This window comes from Enterococcus sp. 5H (assembly GCF_028128615.1).
In the GTDB taxonomy this organism is placed as follows: Bacteria; Bacillota; Bacilli; order Lactobacillales; family Enterococcaceae; genus Enterococcus_L.
Genome location: NZ_AMDP01000043.1, coordinates 1 through 15,029, shown reverse-complemented (window position 1 = coordinate 15,029; position 15,029 = coordinate 1). Strand labels below are relative to the sequence as shown.

The 15,029-nt window shown below is 34.8% G+C and carries 25 protein-coding genes, 1 tRNA gene, 1 pseudogene and 1 other annotated feature; of the genes and pseudogenes, 23 read left to right on the top strand and 4 right to left on the bottom strand.

Going from position 1 to position 15,029, the window contains the following annotated elements; all coding sequences use genetic code 11:
- Nucleotides 1–16: 16 nt before the first annotated feature.
- The 3 genes from C240_RS12720 to C240_RS12710 are packed head-to-tail and all read left to right on the top strand — an operon-like array spanning nt 17 to nt 4,096.
- Entirely contained in the window at nt 17–481 is a 465-nt protein-coding gene (locus tag C240_RS12720; RefSeq protein WP_271496318.1) for a MarR family winged helix-turn-helix transcriptional regulator, read from the top strand.
- A complete protein-coding gene (locus tag C240_RS12715; RefSeq protein ID WP_271496315.1) occupies nt 478–2,214 on the top strand; it encodes an ABC transporter ATP-binding protein in 1,737 nt (578 codons plus the stop codon). The genes C240_RS12720 and C240_RS12715 overlap by 4 nt, the downstream gene beginning before the upstream one ends.
- Entirely contained in the window at nt 2,207–4,096 is a 1,890-nt protein-coding gene (locus C240_RS12710) for an ABC transporter ATP-binding protein (protein WP_271496312.1), read from the top strand. The genes C240_RS12715 and C240_RS12710 overlap by 8 nt, the downstream gene beginning before the upstream one ends.
- A gap of 67 nt (nt 4,097–4,163) precedes the next feature.
- Here the strand turns inward: C240_RS12710 and C240_RS12705 are convergent.
- Nucleotides 4,164–4,237, bottom strand: a tRNA-Arg gene (locus C240_RS12705).
- Between the two features lie 169 nt (nt 4,238–4,406).
- Nucleotides 4,407–4,485, top strand: a sequence feature (ribosomal protein L21 leader region).
- Between the two features lie 19 nt (nt 4,486–4,504).
- On the opposite strand from C240_RS12705, the gene rplU reads away from it, so the two are divergent.
- The 3 genes from rplU to rpmA are packed head-to-tail and all read left to right on the top strand — an operon-like array spanning nt 4,505 to nt 5,491.
- On the top strand, nt 4,505–4,813 hold the full coding sequence (rplU, locus tag C240_RS12700) for a 50S ribosomal protein L21 (RefSeq protein ID WP_271496309.1): 309 nt from the start codon (nt 4,505–4,507) through the stop codon (nt 4,811–4,813).
- Nucleotides 4,814–4,846: 33 nt separating this feature from the next.
- Entirely contained in the window at nt 4,847–5,191 is a 345-nt protein-coding gene (locus C240_RS12695; protein ID WP_271496306.1) for a ribosomal-processing cysteine protease Prp, read from the top strand.
- 12 nt (nt 5,192–5,203) lie between these two features.
- Entirely contained in the window at nt 5,204–5,491 is a 288-nt protein-coding gene (gene rpmA / locus C240_RS12690) for a 50S ribosomal protein L27 (protein ID WP_010762831.1), read from the top strand.
- Nucleotides 5,492–5,588: 97 nt separating this feature from the next.
- Here the strand turns inward: rpmA and C240_RS12685 are convergent, their stop codons facing one another.
- From C240_RS12685 to C240_RS16400, 3 genes and pseudogenes are all read right to left on the bottom strand, one after another.
- Nucleotides 5,589–6,761 (bottom strand): site-specific integrase, encoded by a 1,173-nt coding sequence (locus tag C240_RS12685; protein WP_271496290.1) that lies wholly within the window; start codon nt 6,759–6,761, stop codon nt 5,589–5,591.
- Between the two features lie 106 nt (nt 6,762–6,867).
- A complete protein-coding gene (locus tag C240_RS12680) occupies nt 6,868–7,449 on the bottom strand; it encodes a hypothetical protein (RefSeq protein ID WP_271496288.1) in 582 nt (193 codons plus the stop codon).
- Between the two features lie 48 nt (nt 7,450–7,497).
- Nucleotides 7,498–7,656: pseudogene (locus C240_RS16400) on the bottom strand (helix-turn-helix domain-containing protein); the annotation flags it as partial.
- A gap of 207 nt (nt 7,657–7,863) precedes the next feature.
- Here C240_RS16400 and C240_RS12675 point away from each other — a divergent pair.
- From C240_RS12675 to C240_RS12595, 17 genes are all read left to right on the top strand, one after another.
- Nucleotides 7,864–8,139: a DNA-binding protein gene (locus tag C240_RS12675; protein ID WP_271496285.1), complete on the top strand. Its 276-nt coding sequence runs from the start codon at nt 7,864–7,866 to the stop codon at nt 8,137–8,139.
- A 41-nt stretch (nt 8,140–8,180) separates the two neighbouring features.
- Nucleotides 8,181–8,363 carry a hypothetical protein gene (locus C240_RS12670; RefSeq protein WP_271496282.1) on the top strand — a complete coding sequence of 61 codons (183 nt, stop codon included), beginning with the start codon at nt 8,181–8,183 and terminating at the stop codon, nt 8,361–8,363.
- The gene (locus C240_RS12665; protein WP_271496279.1) at nt 8,332–8,898 is read left to right on the top strand and encodes a hypothetical protein; all 567 of its coding nucleotides are present in this window, start codon (nt 8,332–8,334) and stop codon (nt 8,896–8,898) included. The genes C240_RS12670 and C240_RS12665 overlap by 32 nt, the downstream gene beginning before the upstream one ends.
- On the top strand, nt 8,899–9,684 hold the full coding sequence (locus C240_RS12660; protein WP_271496277.1) for a Rha family transcriptional regulator: 786 nt from the start codon (nt 8,899–8,901) through the stop codon (nt 9,682–9,684).
- Between the two features lie 13 nt (nt 9,685–9,697).
- The gene (locus C240_RS12655; RefSeq protein ID WP_271496274.1) at nt 9,698–9,829 is read left to right on the top strand and encodes a hypothetical protein; all 132 of its coding nucleotides are present in this window, start codon (nt 9,698–9,700) and stop codon (nt 9,827–9,829) included.
- 3 nt (nt 9,830–9,832) lie between these two features.
- Entirely contained in the window at nt 9,833–9,961 is a 129-nt protein-coding gene (locus C240_RS12650; RefSeq protein ID WP_271496271.1) for a hypothetical protein, read from the top strand.
- Between the two features lie 142 nt (nt 9,962–10,103).
- Entirely contained in the window at nt 10,104–10,343 is a 240-nt protein-coding gene (locus C240_RS12645; protein WP_271496268.1) for a hypothetical protein, read from the top strand.
- Nucleotides 10,336–10,617 (top strand): hypothetical protein, encoded by a 282-nt coding sequence (locus C240_RS12640; RefSeq protein WP_271496266.1) that lies wholly within the window; start codon nt 10,336–10,338, stop codon nt 10,615–10,617. The genes C240_RS12645 and C240_RS12640 overlap by 8 nt, the downstream gene beginning before the upstream one ends.
- A complete protein-coding gene (locus tag C240_RS12635) occupies nt 10,618–11,091 on the top strand; it encodes a hypothetical protein (RefSeq protein ID WP_271496263.1) in 474 nt (157 codons plus the stop codon).
- Between the two features lie 10 nt (nt 11,092–11,101).
- Nucleotides 11,102–11,839: a helix-turn-helix domain-containing protein gene (locus tag C240_RS12630; RefSeq protein WP_271496258.1), complete on the top strand. Its 738-nt coding sequence runs from the start codon at nt 11,102–11,104 to the stop codon at nt 11,837–11,839.
- Nucleotides 11,839–12,639, top strand: coding sequence for an ATP-binding protein (locus tag C240_RS12625; protein ID WP_271496255.1), 801 nt, complete (start codon nt 11,839–11,841; stop codon nt 12,637–12,639). The genes C240_RS12630 and C240_RS12625 overlap by 1 nt, the downstream gene beginning before the upstream one ends.
- A gap of 11 nt (nt 12,640–12,650) precedes the next feature.
- A complete protein-coding gene (locus C240_RS12620) occupies nt 12,651–12,860 on the top strand; it encodes a hypothetical protein (protein ID WP_271496252.1) in 210 nt (69 codons plus the stop codon).
- The gene (locus C240_RS12615; protein WP_271496249.1) at nt 12,853–13,302 is read left to right on the top strand and encodes a hypothetical protein; all 450 of its coding nucleotides are present in this window, start codon (nt 12,853–12,855) and stop codon (nt 13,300–13,302) included. Before C240_RS12620 ends, C240_RS12615 begins: the two co-directional genes overlap by 8 nt.
- The gene (locus C240_RS12610) at nt 13,299–13,754 is read left to right on the top strand and encodes a hypothetical protein (RefSeq protein ID WP_271496246.1); all 456 of its coding nucleotides are present in this window, start codon (nt 13,299–13,301) and stop codon (nt 13,752–13,754) included. The genes C240_RS12615 and C240_RS12610 overlap by 4 nt, the downstream gene beginning before the upstream one ends.
- A gap of 4 nt (nt 13,755–13,758) precedes the next feature.
- Nucleotides 13,759–14,181 carry a transcriptional regulator gene (locus C240_RS12605; RefSeq protein ID WP_271496242.1) on the top strand — a complete coding sequence of 141 codons (423 nt, stop codon included), beginning with the start codon at nt 13,759–13,761 and terminating at the stop codon, nt 14,179–14,181.
- Nucleotides 14,182–14,446: 265 nt separating this feature from the next.
- Nucleotides 14,447–14,629 carry a hypothetical protein gene (locus C240_RS12600; protein ID WP_271495810.1) on the top strand — a complete coding sequence of 61 codons (183 nt, stop codon included), beginning with the start codon at nt 14,447–14,449 and terminating at the stop codon, nt 14,627–14,629.
- Between the two features lie 118 nt (nt 14,630–14,747).
- Nucleotides 14,748–15,029: hypothetical protein (locus C240_RS12595; protein WP_442896594.1), on the top strand; the 282-nt coding region annotated here is incomplete at its 3' end.

The following is a 15,029-nucleotide window of genomic DNA, read 5'->3' as shown; positions in this document are numbered from 1 at the left end:
CATAAGGAGGTAAACCATGGATCGGAAAATCGCATTAAAAATCAGAATCTTAGCTAATGAACTTAACCGGAAAGTCGCAGAAATTCTAAAGGAAGATGACGGCGAAGCTTCATCTGGAATTCAGATGAGAGTACTTAATTTTATTCATCGACGCAATAGCCATCAAATTCCAGTCTATCAAAAGGACATTGAAAAAGAATTTGATATTCGACGTTCTACGGCAACAGGTGTGCTACAAACTATGGAAAAACGTATGTTTATTGAACGGAAAAGCTGTGCAGAAGATAATCGGCTTAAATCAATTACACTAACTGACATAGGTCAACAGAAAGTTAAAGAAAATATCTCCAAATTAAAACATTTTGATGATCTGCTAGTTGAAGGAATTACGGAAGAAGAATTAGCACTTTTTTTCAAGATGATCGAAAAATTATCTGAGAATAGTAAAAAAATCGATAAGGAAGGTAGGGGAACCGAGTGATAAAAAAACTGATCGCAAATGTCGGCGAGTACAAAAAAGAAAGTATTATTACGCCGTTGTACGTTACTGGAGAAGTTGCGCTTGATATTATTATTCCTTTAATCATGGCGATGATGATTGATAATGGAATTGAAAAAGGTGATACTAAAGCCATTTTAATGTATGGCGGTATTTTATTTTTATGTGCCATTGTTGCTTTATTTTTTGGTGCTATGTCAGGGCGTTATGCAGCGGTTGCTTCAGCGGGTTTTGCTAAAAATTTACGAGATAAGCTATTTGTGAGAATTCAAGGGTTCTCCTTTTCAAACATAGACCGTTTTTCGACTTCCAGTTTGATTACGCGGATGACGACAGATATTACCAATGTGCAAAATGCTTATCAAATGGTTATTCGAATTTTGGTTCGTAGTCCATTGATTTTTATTTTTTCACTAGTGATGGTTTTTAGTATAAATAAAGATTTATCGATGATTTACTTAGGTGTAGTACCGTTTCTAATGATTGGATTAACATTAGTAATTTATTTTGCTCATCCGAATTTTAATAAAGTTTTCCGCATTTATGACAAATTAAATAATGTTGTTCAAGAAAATTTACAGGGAATTCGTGTAGTGAAATCCTACGTACGAGAAGATCATGAAGACGAAAAATTCAAATCAGTTTCTAAGGATATTTACAAAACATTTTCAAAAGCGCAAAGTATTGTGGCCTTTAATAATCCAATTTTGCAGTTTTCTGTGTATGTTTGTATGTTGTTAATTTCATGGTTAGGTGCAAAATTTGTGGTTGGCGGTACGTTGACGACAGGTGAATTAGTCAGCATGTTTACTTATACGATGCAAATTTTGATGAGTTTGAATATGATGTCGATGGTTTTTGTTATGGTAATTATTGCACGGACATCTGCTGAACGAATTACAGAAGTTTTATCTGAAGAAAGTGACTTAAAAAATAATGATGCGCCACTATATGAAATTACAGATGGATCAGTTCGTTTCAAAGATGTTTGTTTTAGTTATGCCAATGATTTAGATAAATTAGCGCTAATCGATGCAAATATGGAAATAAAATCAGGTGAAGTGATTGGGATTGTTGGTGGAACAGGTAGTTCAAAATCAACATTAGTCCAGTTGATTCCAAGATTATATGATGTCACAAAAGGTAGCGTTGAAGTTGGTGGTCAAGATGTGCGGAAGTATGATCTGAAATCATTAAGAGATCAAGTAAGTATGGTTTTACAAAACAATGTACTTTTCACAGGAACCATTAAGGAAAATTTACGTTGGGGTAATGAAAATGCAACAGATGAAGATTTGATCAGAGTATGTAAAATTGCTCAAGCGGATAGTTTTATTCAAGAATTTCCGGATAAATACGACACACTGATTTCTCAAGGTGGGAATAACGTGTCAGGTGGACAAAAACAGCGTATCTGTATCGCTCGTGCCTTGTTGAAAAAACCAAAAATTTTGATATTAGATGATTCAACAAGTGCCGTAGATACGAAAACAGATCGCTTGATTAGAGAAGGAATGAGACAAGAGATCCCAGGAACAACTACATTTATTATTGGACAAAGAATTTCCTCTATCCAAGATTCTGATCGGATTATTGTTATGGATAATGGCATGATTAACGCGATTGGTACGCATGAAAGTTTATTAGCGACAAACGACATTTATCAAGAAGTGTATGAATCTCAACAGAAAGGATTTGGTGAAGACGATGAGTAATGAACAAGCAAAAGGTATTCGGAAAAACCAAGATCCTGTAAAAACATTGAGACGATTATTTTCATATATGTTTCAACAGTATAAATTTTATTTAGTGTTAGTATTGATTTTTATCTTACTAAGTACCTATGCAAATGTCCGAGGATCATTATTTTTACAAGTTGTTATTGATGATTATGTTACACCGCTTTTAGGGCAAACCAATCCGAATTTTTCTGGATTGTTAAAAGCGATTACGACTATGGCTTTGATTTACGGGGTTGGTATTGTATCGAATCTATTTTACAATTTGATAATGGTAAGAATTAGTGAAGGTACACAAAAGACAATTCGGGATCAAATGTTTACTCATTTAGAAACCTTGCCAATTCGATATTTTGATTCAAATTCAAATGGTGATATTATGAGTCATTTTACGAATGATACTGATACGTTAAGACAAATGATTTCTCAAAGTATTCCCAATTTAGTTGCAGCGGTTGTTAGTTTTATCAGTGTATTTATTGCAATGTTTACGATAAGCGTTCCATTAACCTTGCTTGTAATTGTATCTGTGGGGGTTATGATTATAACAATTCGTGCGATTGCTGGTCGTAGCGGCCGGTATTTTGGTAAACAACAACAAGATTTAGGGGAAGTAAACGGTTATATAGAAGAGATAATGCATGGACAAAAAGTGGTGAAAATCTTCAACCATGAACCACAAACCATCAAAGAATTCAAAGGATTGAATGAGGAATTACGCCAAAGCGCTACACAAGCGAATAAGTACGCGAATAGCCTAATGCCAATTATGATGAATTTGTTAAATATTCAGTATGTATTACTAGCAATAGTCGGCGGGATTTTTTCGGTTTATGGAGTATCAGGTTTAACGATAGGAATGATTGCCTCATTTCTACAGCTAAGCCGTTCATTGAATATGCCGATTAGCCAAGTGTCACAGCAAATCAATTTTGTTATTATGGCTTTGGCTGGTGCGCAGCGTATTTTTGATTTGATTGATGAAAAACCTGAGGCGGATGATGGTTATGTAACTTTAACAAATGTTAGTCGTGAAGCTGGTAAGTTAGTTGAAAGTGAAGCTAGAACAGGGATCTGGGCATGGAAGCACCCTCATGAAGATGGAACGGTAACCTATACTGAGTTGACTGGAGATGTTCGTTTTGACGAGGTATACTTTGGTTATGATGAGAAAAATCGAGTGCTAAAAGACATTAATCTTTATGCTGAACCTGGACAAAAAGTCGCTTTTGTTGGCGCAACAGGAGCTGGTAAAACAACGATAACGAATTTAATCAATCGATTTTATGATATTCAAGAAGGAAAAATTCGCTATGATGGAATTAATATTGAGAAAATTAAAAAGCATTCATTACGACGTTCATTGGGGATCGTTTTACAAGATACCCATTTATTTACAGGAACGATTCGTGAGAACATTCGTTACGGGAATTTAAATGCATCAGATGAAGCGGTGATTCAAGCAGCAAAGCTAGCCAATGCAGAAGATTTTATTAATCATTTACCAGATAAATATGATACGGTCATTACAGGTGATGGCGACGGCTTATCCCAAGGGCAGCGTCAATTGTTGGCAATCGCCAGAGCTGCTATTGCTGATCCGCCAGTGATGATCTTAGATGAAGCAACATCAAGTATTGACACGCGTACAGAAAAACACGTTCAAGCTGGTATGGATCAATTGATGAAAGGAAGAACAGTTTTTGTCATCGCTCATCGTTTATCCACTATTCAAAATTCAGATGTGATTATGGTAATGGATCATGGCCGTATTATTGAAAGAGGAACGCATGACGAATTACTTTTAGAAAAAGGTACTTACTATCAATTATATACAGGTAAAGTAGAACTTTCTTAAATAACGGGAAGACAAAAAACGGCAGTAGTCAAATGAAAATCTGACTACTACCGTTTTTTATAAATGATACGCCAAGAGAGATTCGAACTCCCGACCGCTCGCTTAGAAGGCGAGTGCTCTATCCAGCTGAGCTATTGGCGCATGTTTAACACAACAAAATTTATTATAATGAACATGTAAAATAAAGTCAATCATTAATTAGAAATAACAGGAAACTTTTTTGAAAGTATACTCAAAATGTAGAATTAACAAGTTTTCATTGACTTGGAACTGTTTTTTTGATATCATACTAATGTTGTAATTGTGGACTCCACAGCTACAACCGCGCAGAACAAGTTTTTAAGTATAACAGTCTGTTATCGCTTGGGATGGCGAGTCTAAGTCTAGAAGAAGGAGGTGCTGTATAGCATGTACGCAATTATCAAAACTGGTGGTAAACAAGTAAAAGTTGAGGTAGGTCAAGCAATTTACGTTGAAAAATTAGACGTAGAAGCTGGCGAAAAAGTTGTTTTTGACGAAGTTATCTTAGTGGGTGGCGAATCTACGAAAGTAGGTGCTCCAACTATTTCAGGTGCAACTGTTGAAGGAACTGTAGAAAAACACGGCAAACAAAAGAAAGTCGTGACTTTCAAATACAAACCTAAAAAACACACTCACCGCAAACAAGGTCACCGTCAACCATATACAAAAGTTGTTATCAACGCAATCAACGCATAATTCTTTTAAGTTGTATAGGAAAGAGGCCTATCAATGATTAAAAGTTCTTTTAAACGAAATGACGCAGGTCAAATCGTTTCATTTGAAATAACGGGGCATGCTGAGTCAGGTCCATATGGCAGTGATGTCATTTGTGCAGCTGTGTCTGCTTTAGCGATTAGCACAGTCAATGGGATTGATGCTTTAGCTGGATTTGAACCGATTGTAGAAACCAATGAAGACGAATCGGGTTACCTTTACGTTGAAATTCTTTCTAAAATCAATCAAGAACAAACCAATATAGCCCAAATACTCTTGGAAAACTTATTATTAGGTTTACAAGCAATCGAGCAAGAAAATCTTGAATTTATTCAAGTCAAAACCATAAACGAAAAATAGGAGGTGCAGACTATGTTGTTAAACATGAATTTACAATTATTCGCCCACAAAAAAGGTGGAGGTTCTACTTCCAACGGACGTGATTCAGAATCTAAACGCCTAGGTGCTAAAAGCGCTGATGGTCAAACTGTAACTGGTGGATCAATTTTATACCGTCAACGCGGTACTAAAATTTACCCAGGAGCAAACGTAGGTATTGGCGGAGATGATACATTATTTGCAAAAGTTGACGGAGTTGTTCGTTTCGAACGTAAAGGCCGCGACAAAAAACAAGTATCTGTATACCCAGTAGCTCAATAATAATTGAACTGATCGGCTCTATCCCTTGTGTAGTAAGGGGTAGGGCTTTTTTGTTTGGGTTAAACAGATACTTGAATGCCATAATGAATGCCATCTACTAAAAATTAGCGAATTGGGCTAGTTTTTCTGCGGTAGCATTTTTTTGTTTGTCGCTTAGATGAGTATATATAGAGTTAGTCATTTCTAAACTTGCATGTCCTAGTCGCTCTTGAGCTTCTTTCATTGGTATGCCAGCTTCATAGAGCATGGAAGCGTGAGTATGTCGCCAACCATGAGTACCAATGTTAGGAAGATGGACAGCTTTGCTAAGTCTGGTTGACCTTTGATAAAGTGATTGCCTATTTGAGTAATTGCTTTCGTAATCTGAAAAAATGATATTCTTATTTTTGATACCGCTCTGAAAGAAAAACTCTCTTTGTCTTAGCTGCCATTTTTTTAATTGTTGGCAAGTTTTATCATCAATTGAAATTACTCTGTTAGATGATTTTGTTTTTGGCGGCTGGACTGAAAAGCCGTTTCGAGTTTGTGATAACGTCTTGCTTATCGTTAATAAACGTTTATTGAAGTTCACATCATCCCACGTTAAAGCCAACGCCTCACCACCTCTTATGCCAGTAAAAGCCAATGTTCTATACATAGTAAAATCCCACTCGGCAAAATATTTATAAAGTAAGTTACTATCTTTCACACTTTTTACTTTATTATCAAGATAAGATAAAACTTGCTGTACTTGTTCACTGGTGTAAAATTTCACGTCTTTATCTTTCCTGGTATGTTTTACCTTTGGTCGAGTGACACGCTGAAAAGGGTTTTTGTCGGTTATTTCTAAAGTGATAGCATGATCCATGACCTTAGCAACATATTGAAGGACAACCTTATAGACTTGTAACTTGTCCGCTAACTCGTTTACTAGTTTCTGAGCCATTTTAGGAGTGATACTTGAAACCTTTAGATCTCCTAACGTTGGTAAGACGTGAATACGAATATACCGTTCTGTCGCAATGCTAGTGGCTTCTTTTACCGTCTTCTTATAATTGTCATACCAAAGCTCGTATACCTCTTTGAACGTCTCATTATTGCTTTTTTCCAGTCCGTTCGTTTCAAACTCTACAAGAAGCCGATTTAATTCTAGTTGAGCTTCTTTCTTTGTGTTAAAACCTCGTCTAGTCGTCTTTACAGGCTTTCCAGTTGCTTGGTTAATACCTAAATAGGTTTGAAACATCCACAGCTTAGAGCCGTCTTTTTTTGTATATTGTTTGATTGTTGCCATTTGTTTTCCCTCCGTAGCTAGCATGGGGCGCTGGTAGGAGAAATTAGTATGTCTAATTCATTGTAGTTAGCTTTAAGTAATATAATTTAGTTATTGCTCTATCTTTTTATTCAGTACTTAAATTTTCAATTACATCAATCGCATCTTGTATAATTTTTTCGATTTTATTTTCTAATTTTATATCAATATTAGAACTCCTGACAAACTCATGTTCAGAGGTTTTATAGTAAATAAAATTAGGTATAGTTTGTTCTAAAACGCTATAAAGGGATGATGTAACAATTTCGATTAGACCAATATTATTTTTTTCGATGTCCTCAAATAAGCGTTTTGCTTCGTCACTAAGCAACGCCATTAACTCGTTTTTATCTTGTGGCTGCAAGTTTCTAATTTCAGCTTCTTTTAATACGTTATTAAAAATTATTTTATCGCCTGTAGTCTCTTCAGTTTTATAGTAAGCGCTTCGTTCATTAATAATAGTGATATCTTCTTTCTCACCATGGTCTTTTGATGGGTCATATTCTTTCAAAGATTTCGGAACAGGGGTTCCAAAATAAGTACCTCTTTTATAATGTGCATAATCGTACACACATTCTAAAAATTTTTTTTCTGATAAAGTTTTTCCCTTAGAAGTGAACTGATCTCTTCTTAAATCATAAACTAATGGATAAGTTTCTGCGGATTTCATTAAAAAATAAATCTCATTTTGTAAAGTACCGAATATTAATTCGTTGACAGAAAGATTACTTATTTTACTTAATTGGAATAACCTCTCAGGACTTGGAAGACTGTTACCTTTTTCCCACCTTGAAACAATACTCTTTGCTGCTGGGGGGTCGAATAATTCACCAAATTCACTCTGGCTTTTACCAAGACTTAACCGAGTAGATTTAATAATTTCTCCGAGTCTTTTAAGTTTTTTTATCTTGTCTTGTTCTTCATTGATTGGAATCCTCTCCTTTTTTTAAAAAAAAGTTACGCAAAGTTACTTGACATCATTTTACATCATGTTGTATCATGTAGTCAACGAGTTACGTAAAGTTACTCGCTAAAAATTATAAGCAGGTTACGCAAAGTGACGCGAATTGTAAGGGGTGAGTAAATGACAAACATTCAAGTAACACTATCAGATGAACAAAACGCATCACTAAAGCAACATATCTTCAATATCACGAAAGATTCAATTGAGGAAGCGAAACGAGTTGCTGGGCTGGATAAGCCGTTTTTAAAACAAAATGAAATGGCTAAGCACTTAGGAATCAGCGTGAATACTTTGAAAAAGTTAGAAAGATTGGGATTGAAAAGCATCACGATTGATGGTTTGAAGCTCTATTCAAAAGAGGAAACATCAAGATTTTTATTACAACGTCAAAAATAAACGGCTAGCGTGGGGCGGACGCTTATCGGGAGGAATTCACTATGAGAAATCTAAAAATCACTAGAAGTATGATTTTAGCATTTATTTTAGGATTGAGCCTATCAAATTTATCAATTGGATCAAAGTTATGTATCAGTATTCCAATGGTGTTGATCTGGCTAATAAGCTACGATGATGCGGCAATAGAAGGGAATGACAGAAAACATGATTATCCGATTAGATAGAACAGCATTCAAGCGTAGAATTTGGCAACGAGCCTATAAACGAGCATTAGGAAACTATTCTCGTTCTTATGATTCAAATAATCAGGATGAAAAAACATTTCAATCGCATGTTGAAAAAGTCATTTTCTATGGGATTAAGAATTACGGTACCTGGAAAGAAAGAATAAAAAACCGACCGATCGAGTTATTGGAAAATCAATATTTATTGGATCAAACGATTTTAGTGGGAATGAAGTATATAACGCCTCGTCAATTTATGGGATGGTTTCCAATTACAAAAGATTACGACGGTGAACGGTTTGAAATGAAGGACTACTATACCACGATGGAATACATCGATGAGAACGGCATAGACAAACCAATCCGAGAGCCTTTAGAGTTCTTGTGGGAATACATGAATAAAGATACTCGGATGTTTTTAATTAATCATACAGGCACCATGAGCGACATTAGAAAGCACAAAACAGGTATGGGGATTATGGAAGAATTTTTAATAGATATTGGTGTAGAAGCATATTACAGGGAGGATATTTAAATGGAACAATTACAACAAACAATCAGTAGTAGAGAAGTAGCTAAAATGGTTGACAGAAATCATGCGGATGTTATGAGAGACATCAAGAAAATTGTATCTCATTTAGCCGAAAGCAAAATTGCTTTGGGTGATTATTTCATCGATTCAACGTATTTAGATGCTAATAATCAAGAACGACCTTGTTACGATCTAACGAAAAAAGGCTGCGAACTCTACTCAACCAGAATGACCGGCGCTAAAGGAACTCAGTTTGCCGTAGCCTATATTGAACGATTTAATCAAATGGAGAACCACTTGAAATTAGAACGACCACAACAACAAGACGATTTAGTCATTAAACAAATGAATGCAGAAGCAAGATTAAAGAATGCGAACAGCCGGCAAGCTAAATTATTTGCTGAACTTGCAAAAGATGCCCCAACAGAAGTAAATAAAGCTATTTTGCAAGATAAAGCAGTTGAAGTTTTAACTGGCGAAAAATTACTAGAGATGCCTAAGCTTAAACAAAAGATGTTTGATGCTGAGCAAATCGCAAAGAAATTGGGAATCTTATCTAAAAATAATGAATCCCACAAAACAGCCGTGAGTCAGTTAATTCAGGAATACATTGTTTTAGAAGAAGATGAATTCGACTATTTCCCAGGCGCAACTAATAGTTGGAGTGGTGATGTTACAAAATATAGAGAATCTGTTATCCAGAAAGTTGTAGGTTGGTTAGAAGAAAATAATTATCCATCAGTTATTGCAGGAAGTACAAAGAATTACCATGTGAAGTATGAATTTTAAAGGAGATAACCAAGTGACTAAACCAACGAAAGAAACTCACATCAAAGCAATTAATGACATGTTAGCGAATATGGACCCGAAAAATGCTAAGCGTGTTTATGATTATGTTTATCGCAAATCATTTCGACAAAGCAAAGGAGTATAGAGAATGACAAATAGTGAAATGGAAGAAAAGATCAGCAAAAGCGTTGAAGAGATAGAAAGTTCGAAATTATTATATTTCTTGCTGAAACTTGTCCAACATCAGGAAAGTAATAAACAGGATTGGAGCAATTAGTTATGAATATGAGTGTACAAAAAAAGCCTTTCCTAGTTAACTTTGGCGAGTTCAGGAAAGACAGCAAGAACACTGTAATAACGGTGTTTTGTGTACCTCGATTTTACCATAAATTTAATGAAAATGGAAATGAGGCTTAAAGATGAGTGAAAATAGAGATATTAACGAATTGATTCTAACTGCAAATAGTATTTGTGATGCTTTAGAAGGAATTGAATATTTAGTAGACAATACGCCATTTGAAAATAGCATGAACATAATAGGTAGCATAGTTAGATCAGTAAAAAGTCTTGCGAATAGTCACGCTAACGATTTGGAAAATATAAGTTTGAATAGGTCATCAAGTATCTTTGAAACGAAAGATGGTGAAACTAATGAGTAAGAAAGAATTGGTTGATTTGCGAGTTGATACATGTATTGATCAGGCTAGTAAAATTGTTGATGTAAAACATGAACTAGGATTAATTCAAAATCTAATAAATACTGTTAGTTTAGTAAGTGTTTTGGATAGAAGAGAAGCAGCAGGAGCAATTTATAGTATTTTGATAGGCGAAAAAGCACTGGATAATGTGAGTAGAACACTGGATGTTGTACTCAATAATTTAGAAGATATCGCTACAACTTTATCTGATATAGATGGAAGCGAGGACGAATAAATGAACTATCAGGCTATTTATAAACGAGAAAATAAAAATCTATTTGTAATTAATAACGGGGAGAATGATTTCGTTCGTTTCGCTATGCTAGTAGAACCCGAAAATCAAGTTGCAGTCTCAGAAATTGTTATTGACTTTCTAAAGGAACAGGATACTAACGAATTTAAAAACAATATGTTGTTTTCTTTAGAAATGGTTCGAATATTTGATTTCGATTCCTACAAGCTTTTAAAAGAAAAGGTTATCTCAATTGACACTATTGAGAAACTTGAAATTGAAATGAGCTATTTTAATATCGCAAGAACAAACGATCTTACGCCGCTACTGTTCTCATTCTCAAAAGAATTTTTTGATACATTCGCTGAGGGTGTGACAACTTCAGGTATTTCAGCTTGGATAATAGAAAAAGTTGAAATTGTAAAACAGATTCGATCAATTGAAAATCGTATTGATCCGGTATCTTTGAGTAACTAGGGGTGATTTCGTGGTAAAAAGAAAAACAATAAAAGAAAATAGAGGGTTCAAAGGTATTTGGATCCCAGCAAATATTTGGCTAAATTCTAATTTTACCATTCAAGAAATTGTATTCTTAGCAGAAATTGATAGCTTGGATACAACCGAAACTGGGTGTTACGCATCAAATAAATATTTTTCCGAATTTTTCGCATTAAGTAAAAATAGGTGTTCTGAGATTATCAAATCACTTGAAGAAAAGAAGGCAATTAGAGTTTTTTATGAATACAACAAAGAGAATCCTAAACAAATTGATAAACGAATTATAAGGGTAGTCGGTAAATCGAACACACCTATTCGAAAAATCGACAGACCTATTCGGAATCTCGACACCCCCTATTCGGAAAACCGGGAAGATAATAATACAAGTAATAATAATACATCTAATAATACAAAAGATAATAAACCGTCAATCAAAGAATTGACAGAGCGTTTCAATTCCCTTTGGAAAGAGTATCCGAATAAAAAAGGAAAAGAGAAAGCATTCAAGTCTTACCAGAAAGCGATAAAAGACAGTGTAACCGATGAAACGATCAAACAAGGGATTGAGAATTACATTCAAGAAATTCAATTCAAACGAACGGATAAGCAGTATATAGCTCATGGTTCAACTTGGTTTGGTAACCGTAGATGGAATGATGAATATGAAACAGGAAGTAGCGCGAATAACCAAAAACAATCAACATCTAATTCAGGAGTGAGGTTCTAATGGATTTTCCTTTGTTGAATGAAGTGCAAGAAACAAGTGAATTATGTGAAATACATGGTATTGCTAAAGTTAAGTTAAAAGACTTTGAGCCATTTTGCATGGAATGCCAAAAAGAAAAGCGTGATTACATGGAACAAGAACGAGTAAAAGAGATGTTTGAACGAAATCACCGTAGAAAAACAATCGAAACGTTGAAACTAGATTCTATAGTTGGTGATAGTAAGCTTTGGGATGCTGATTTTAAAAACTATATTCCTGATAACGAAGAAAGCGAACGAGCATTAGCGCTAACAAGAAAATTCGCTTATGAATATCTGGATAGGGAAAAGAAATTTAATACTATTTTTTCGGGTGTTCCTGGTGTGGGTAAATCACATCTAGCAATGTCTATGCTTAAAGCCATTAACGAGCATTTTGATCCTTACGGGAGTTGTTTATTTATTTCGGTGAATGACCTAATGCGATTAATCAAGGATAGTTTTAATAATCCACAAAGTAAATATACAGAAATGAACATGGTTCGTTTACTGAGCAAGGTAGATGTTTTAGTATTAGACGATTTAGGCAGTGAGTCAAGCTTTAAGCGCGATAATCGAGAAGCAGGGGAATATATCCAACAAGTTCTTTTCGGTGTCTTAAACGCACGCCAAAGAACGATAATAACTACAAATTTGAATAGCGAAGAATTAGAAGCTATTTATAATCCTAAAATCGTTAGCCGAATTTATAAAGGCGTAGAAAACCATATCATTAAATTTACTGAAGCAACGAAAGATAAACGAAGCAAAATAAAATTCTAGGAGGGAAATTGATGTCTAATAAAAATGATTTAAGAAAAGTAACAGCATGGAGACGATTGGAACGGACCAGGGATGTTTTAAGTGATATTTTGGGTGTAACCGAAAAAGGGCTGCCGATTTCTGAAACAGAACAAGCGTTAATACAACAAGAACTACTTATTGCAGTAGGAAGTATAGTAACGTTTTCAGAGTGTCTAGCCAGTGGTGAACTTCATGAATAACTGTGATCGATGCGAAGGGAAAGGAACTATCCAAGTTTCAAACAATGGAATTATCGTAGTTTGTCCTTGTCCAAAATGTAATGAACTCAATACGCAAAGGGATCAAAGTTTATTTTTGAATCAGTTGGACAAAGTAGTAACAGAAGCAGAAGAGCCAACAGTGGTAAAGAATCTTAGGATAATTGGAACACATGGCGAGCCGGACTATCTATTCACAGGGACGCTTCTAAGCGCTATAGAATCAGCTTGGAATTATGAGGCAGATGTCTATATGATAGACGATAAAGGAGAGCTAGACGATTGCCTATTCACGCCTTGGGAGGATAACGAAGAGTTGTGCTTGATGCTAAAACCGTATGGCTTAGAAATTGTAGACGGAGAAAAACAAAGAGAAGTAAGGATAATACCGCGATCAAACCGAACGGAGGAACAGGAAGAATGAATGAAGAACGCAAAAAAACAATCAATGCTGCACGACAAATTGATGAAGCTCAAAAAGCTTTACTTGTTCCGTTGGTGGTTAAGCATTATAACGAATTTATCAAGACAGAGGAATATCAGAAAATTTTAAATGATAAGGATCTTACAGACGATGGCGAAGATATGATCATCGTGTTATCGATATACGATAGAGTGCAAAATGAAATAATGAAAAATGAGATTAAAAAAATATTAAGTAGTGGGGATCCTAAAATTATCAGTGAGAAAATCATTGATCTATACAGAAATGTTCACGACTTAGAAACAGAACTTTATATGCTACAAATTATAGAGAGCGATGAGCAAGATGAACCTTTCTTCGATTGCATGAATTCATATTATGGATGTTTGCCAGAAGAAAAAATTGGATTATTTGAAGTTATTGAGGAAGTTGTAAAGCAAAGAAAGGGGTAGCCGCTTGAGCAAAAAAGAACTGAGTGACGCAAGACTAAAATATCTAGAAGAAGATTATCGATCATTCAAAAAATTACCTTCAAAAATAGCCGCAACATTACTAAGCGGTGAATGGAAGCCTGAAGATGTAAACAATTGGATCAGAAGTAGTCAAGGTCATACCGAAAAAGCATTGAATGACATGATAAAAAAAGAAAATAACGCAGCATTTCAATTGAACGTAATGAAAAAAGAAGCGATCGAAAGAAGCTATCAGAAATTGTCCAATGAGTTGAAACATATAGTTGATGAGTATTTATGGGGGAAGTATTCATATTTCCACTGGTCTGATATTGCAGAACGAGAGCATTGTTCGAAGTCTACTATCTACGAATGGCGATACAAGATTTTAGAGACTTATGCATACGAAATCGGAGAATTATTTTAAATATCGGACAAAAATAGCATGTAGTCCGATGAAAACTGCAATAAAATAGTATTATCGAAATGTGTACAGATCATAATTCAATGGAGAGTGAAATAAGAATAGACTACTCACGCAGTGCCGATCTTAAATCATCATACCGTACAGGCTGAGAGTGATCACCCATAGGTAATACCTAGTTTACAGCCTGTGGGTGATTGAAATATTGGTATAATCCCTCAAATAGGAATACAATTAATTCATGATATACGAAAGGGGAAATTTTATTATGCCAAGTGAACGTCACGGAGAAAAAGAAAATAGAGAATCATTTAAAGAACAAAAAAACAAAGAGAAGTTTGAAGCTGAAATTGATAACAACAGAGAGCATGTGGAATCAGAAAAAGACGAAAAACATCTGAAAAGATTTATTAGAGAAGAAGAGAAACGAGAAAAAGAAAATAACGAATAGAAATTTTTAGTCATCGCTTATGCGGTGGCTTTTTTATAGACATACTTTCTTTTTTGTCGATTGTAATACAATCTTTTTTCGTTATAATAATAAAAACGAAAGATTATTGGAGGCAAAAATGAATACAGCTGAAGAAATAATTAAAGCTTCATCATCCTATGTTGTGTCAACAATAGACGATTATGGATTTCCGTTAAGTGTAACAGTATCTAAAATAGTAGAAAGAACTGGTTATGTAACCTTATTTTTTTATTTTGATGAAAAATCAAACTTTGTGAATAACATGAAAAAAAGGCCCAAGGGTAGCGTGTCAATTTCTGTGGAACATCCGAATAGAATAGAAACGTTAAATTTAAAAGGGACATTTACTTTTGAGACTGATTGGGATTTAAAAAGTGTT

Bases quoted from the DNA above. Each gene is read 5' to 3' on its own strand.
- C240_RS12720 (WP_271496318.1), top strand. From the start codon at position 17: ATGGATCGGAAAATCGCATTAAAAATCAGAATCTTAGCTAATGAACTT.
- C240_RS12710 (WP_271496312.1), top strand. From the start codon at position 2,207: ATGAGTAATGAACAAGCAAAAGGTATTCGGAAAAACCAAGATCCTGTA.
- rplU (WP_271496309.1), top strand. From the start codon at position 4,505: ATGTACGCAATTATCAAAACTGGTGGTAAACAAGTAAAAGTTGAGGTA.
- C240_RS12695 (WP_271496306.1), top strand. From the start codon at position 4,847: ATGATTAAAAGTTCTTTTAAACGAAATGACGCAGGTCAAATCGTTTCA.
- rpmA (WP_010762831.1), top strand. From the start codon at position 5,204: ATGTTGTTAAACATGAATTTACAATTATTCGCCCACAAAAAAGGTGGA.
- C240_RS12685 (WP_271496290.1), bottom strand. From the start codon at position 6,761: ATGGCAACAATCAAACAATATACAAAAAAAGACGGCTCTAAGCTGTGG.
- C240_RS12680 (WP_271496288.1), bottom strand. From the start codon at position 7,449: ATGAAATCCGCAGAAACTTATCCATTAGTTTATGATTTAAGAAGAGAT.
- C240_RS12675 (WP_271496285.1), top strand. From the start codon at position 7,864: ATGACAAACATTCAAGTAACACTATCAGATGAACAAAACGCATCACTA.
- C240_RS12670 (WP_271496282.1), top strand. From the start codon at position 8,181: ATGAGAAATCTAAAAATCACTAGAAGTATGATTTTAGCATTTATTTTA.
- C240_RS12665 (WP_271496279.1), top strand. From the start codon at position 8,332: ATGACAGAAAACATGATTATCCGATTAGATAGAACAGCATTCAAGCGT.
- C240_RS12660 (WP_271496277.1), top strand. From the start codon at position 8,899: ATGGAACAATTACAACAAACAATCAGTAGTAGAGAAGTAGCTAAAATG.
- C240_RS12650 (WP_271496271.1), top strand. From the start codon at position 9,833: ATGACAAATAGTGAAATGGAAGAAAAGATCAGCAAAAGCGTTGAAGAG.
- C240_RS12645 (WP_271496268.1), top strand. From the start codon at position 10,104: ATGAGTGAAAATAGAGATATTAACGAATTGATTCTAACTGCAAATAGT.
- C240_RS12640 (WP_271496266.1), top strand. From the start codon at position 10,336: ATGAGTAAGAAAGAATTGGTTGATTTGCGAGTTGATACATGTATTGAT.
- C240_RS12635 (WP_271496263.1), top strand. From the start codon at position 10,618: ATGAACTATCAGGCTATTTATAAACGAGAAAATAAAAATCTATTTGTA.
- C240_RS12625 (WP_271496255.1), top strand. From the start codon at position 11,839: ATGGATTTTCCTTTGTTGAATGAAGTGCAAGAAACAAGTGAATTATGT.
- C240_RS12620 (WP_271496252.1), top strand. From the start codon at position 12,651: ATGTCTAATAAAAATGATTTAAGAAAAGTAACAGCATGGAGACGATTG.
- C240_RS12615 (WP_271496249.1), top strand. From the start codon at position 12,853: ATGAATAACTGTGATCGATGCGAAGGGAAAGGAACTATCCAAGTTTCA.
- C240_RS12610 (WP_271496246.1), top strand. From the start codon at position 13,299: ATGAATGAAGAACGCAAAAAAACAATCAATGCTGCACGACAAATTGAT.
- C240_RS12600 (WP_271495810.1), top strand. From the start codon at position 14,447: ATGCCAAGTGAACGTCACGGAGAAAAAGAAAATAGAGAATCATTTAAA.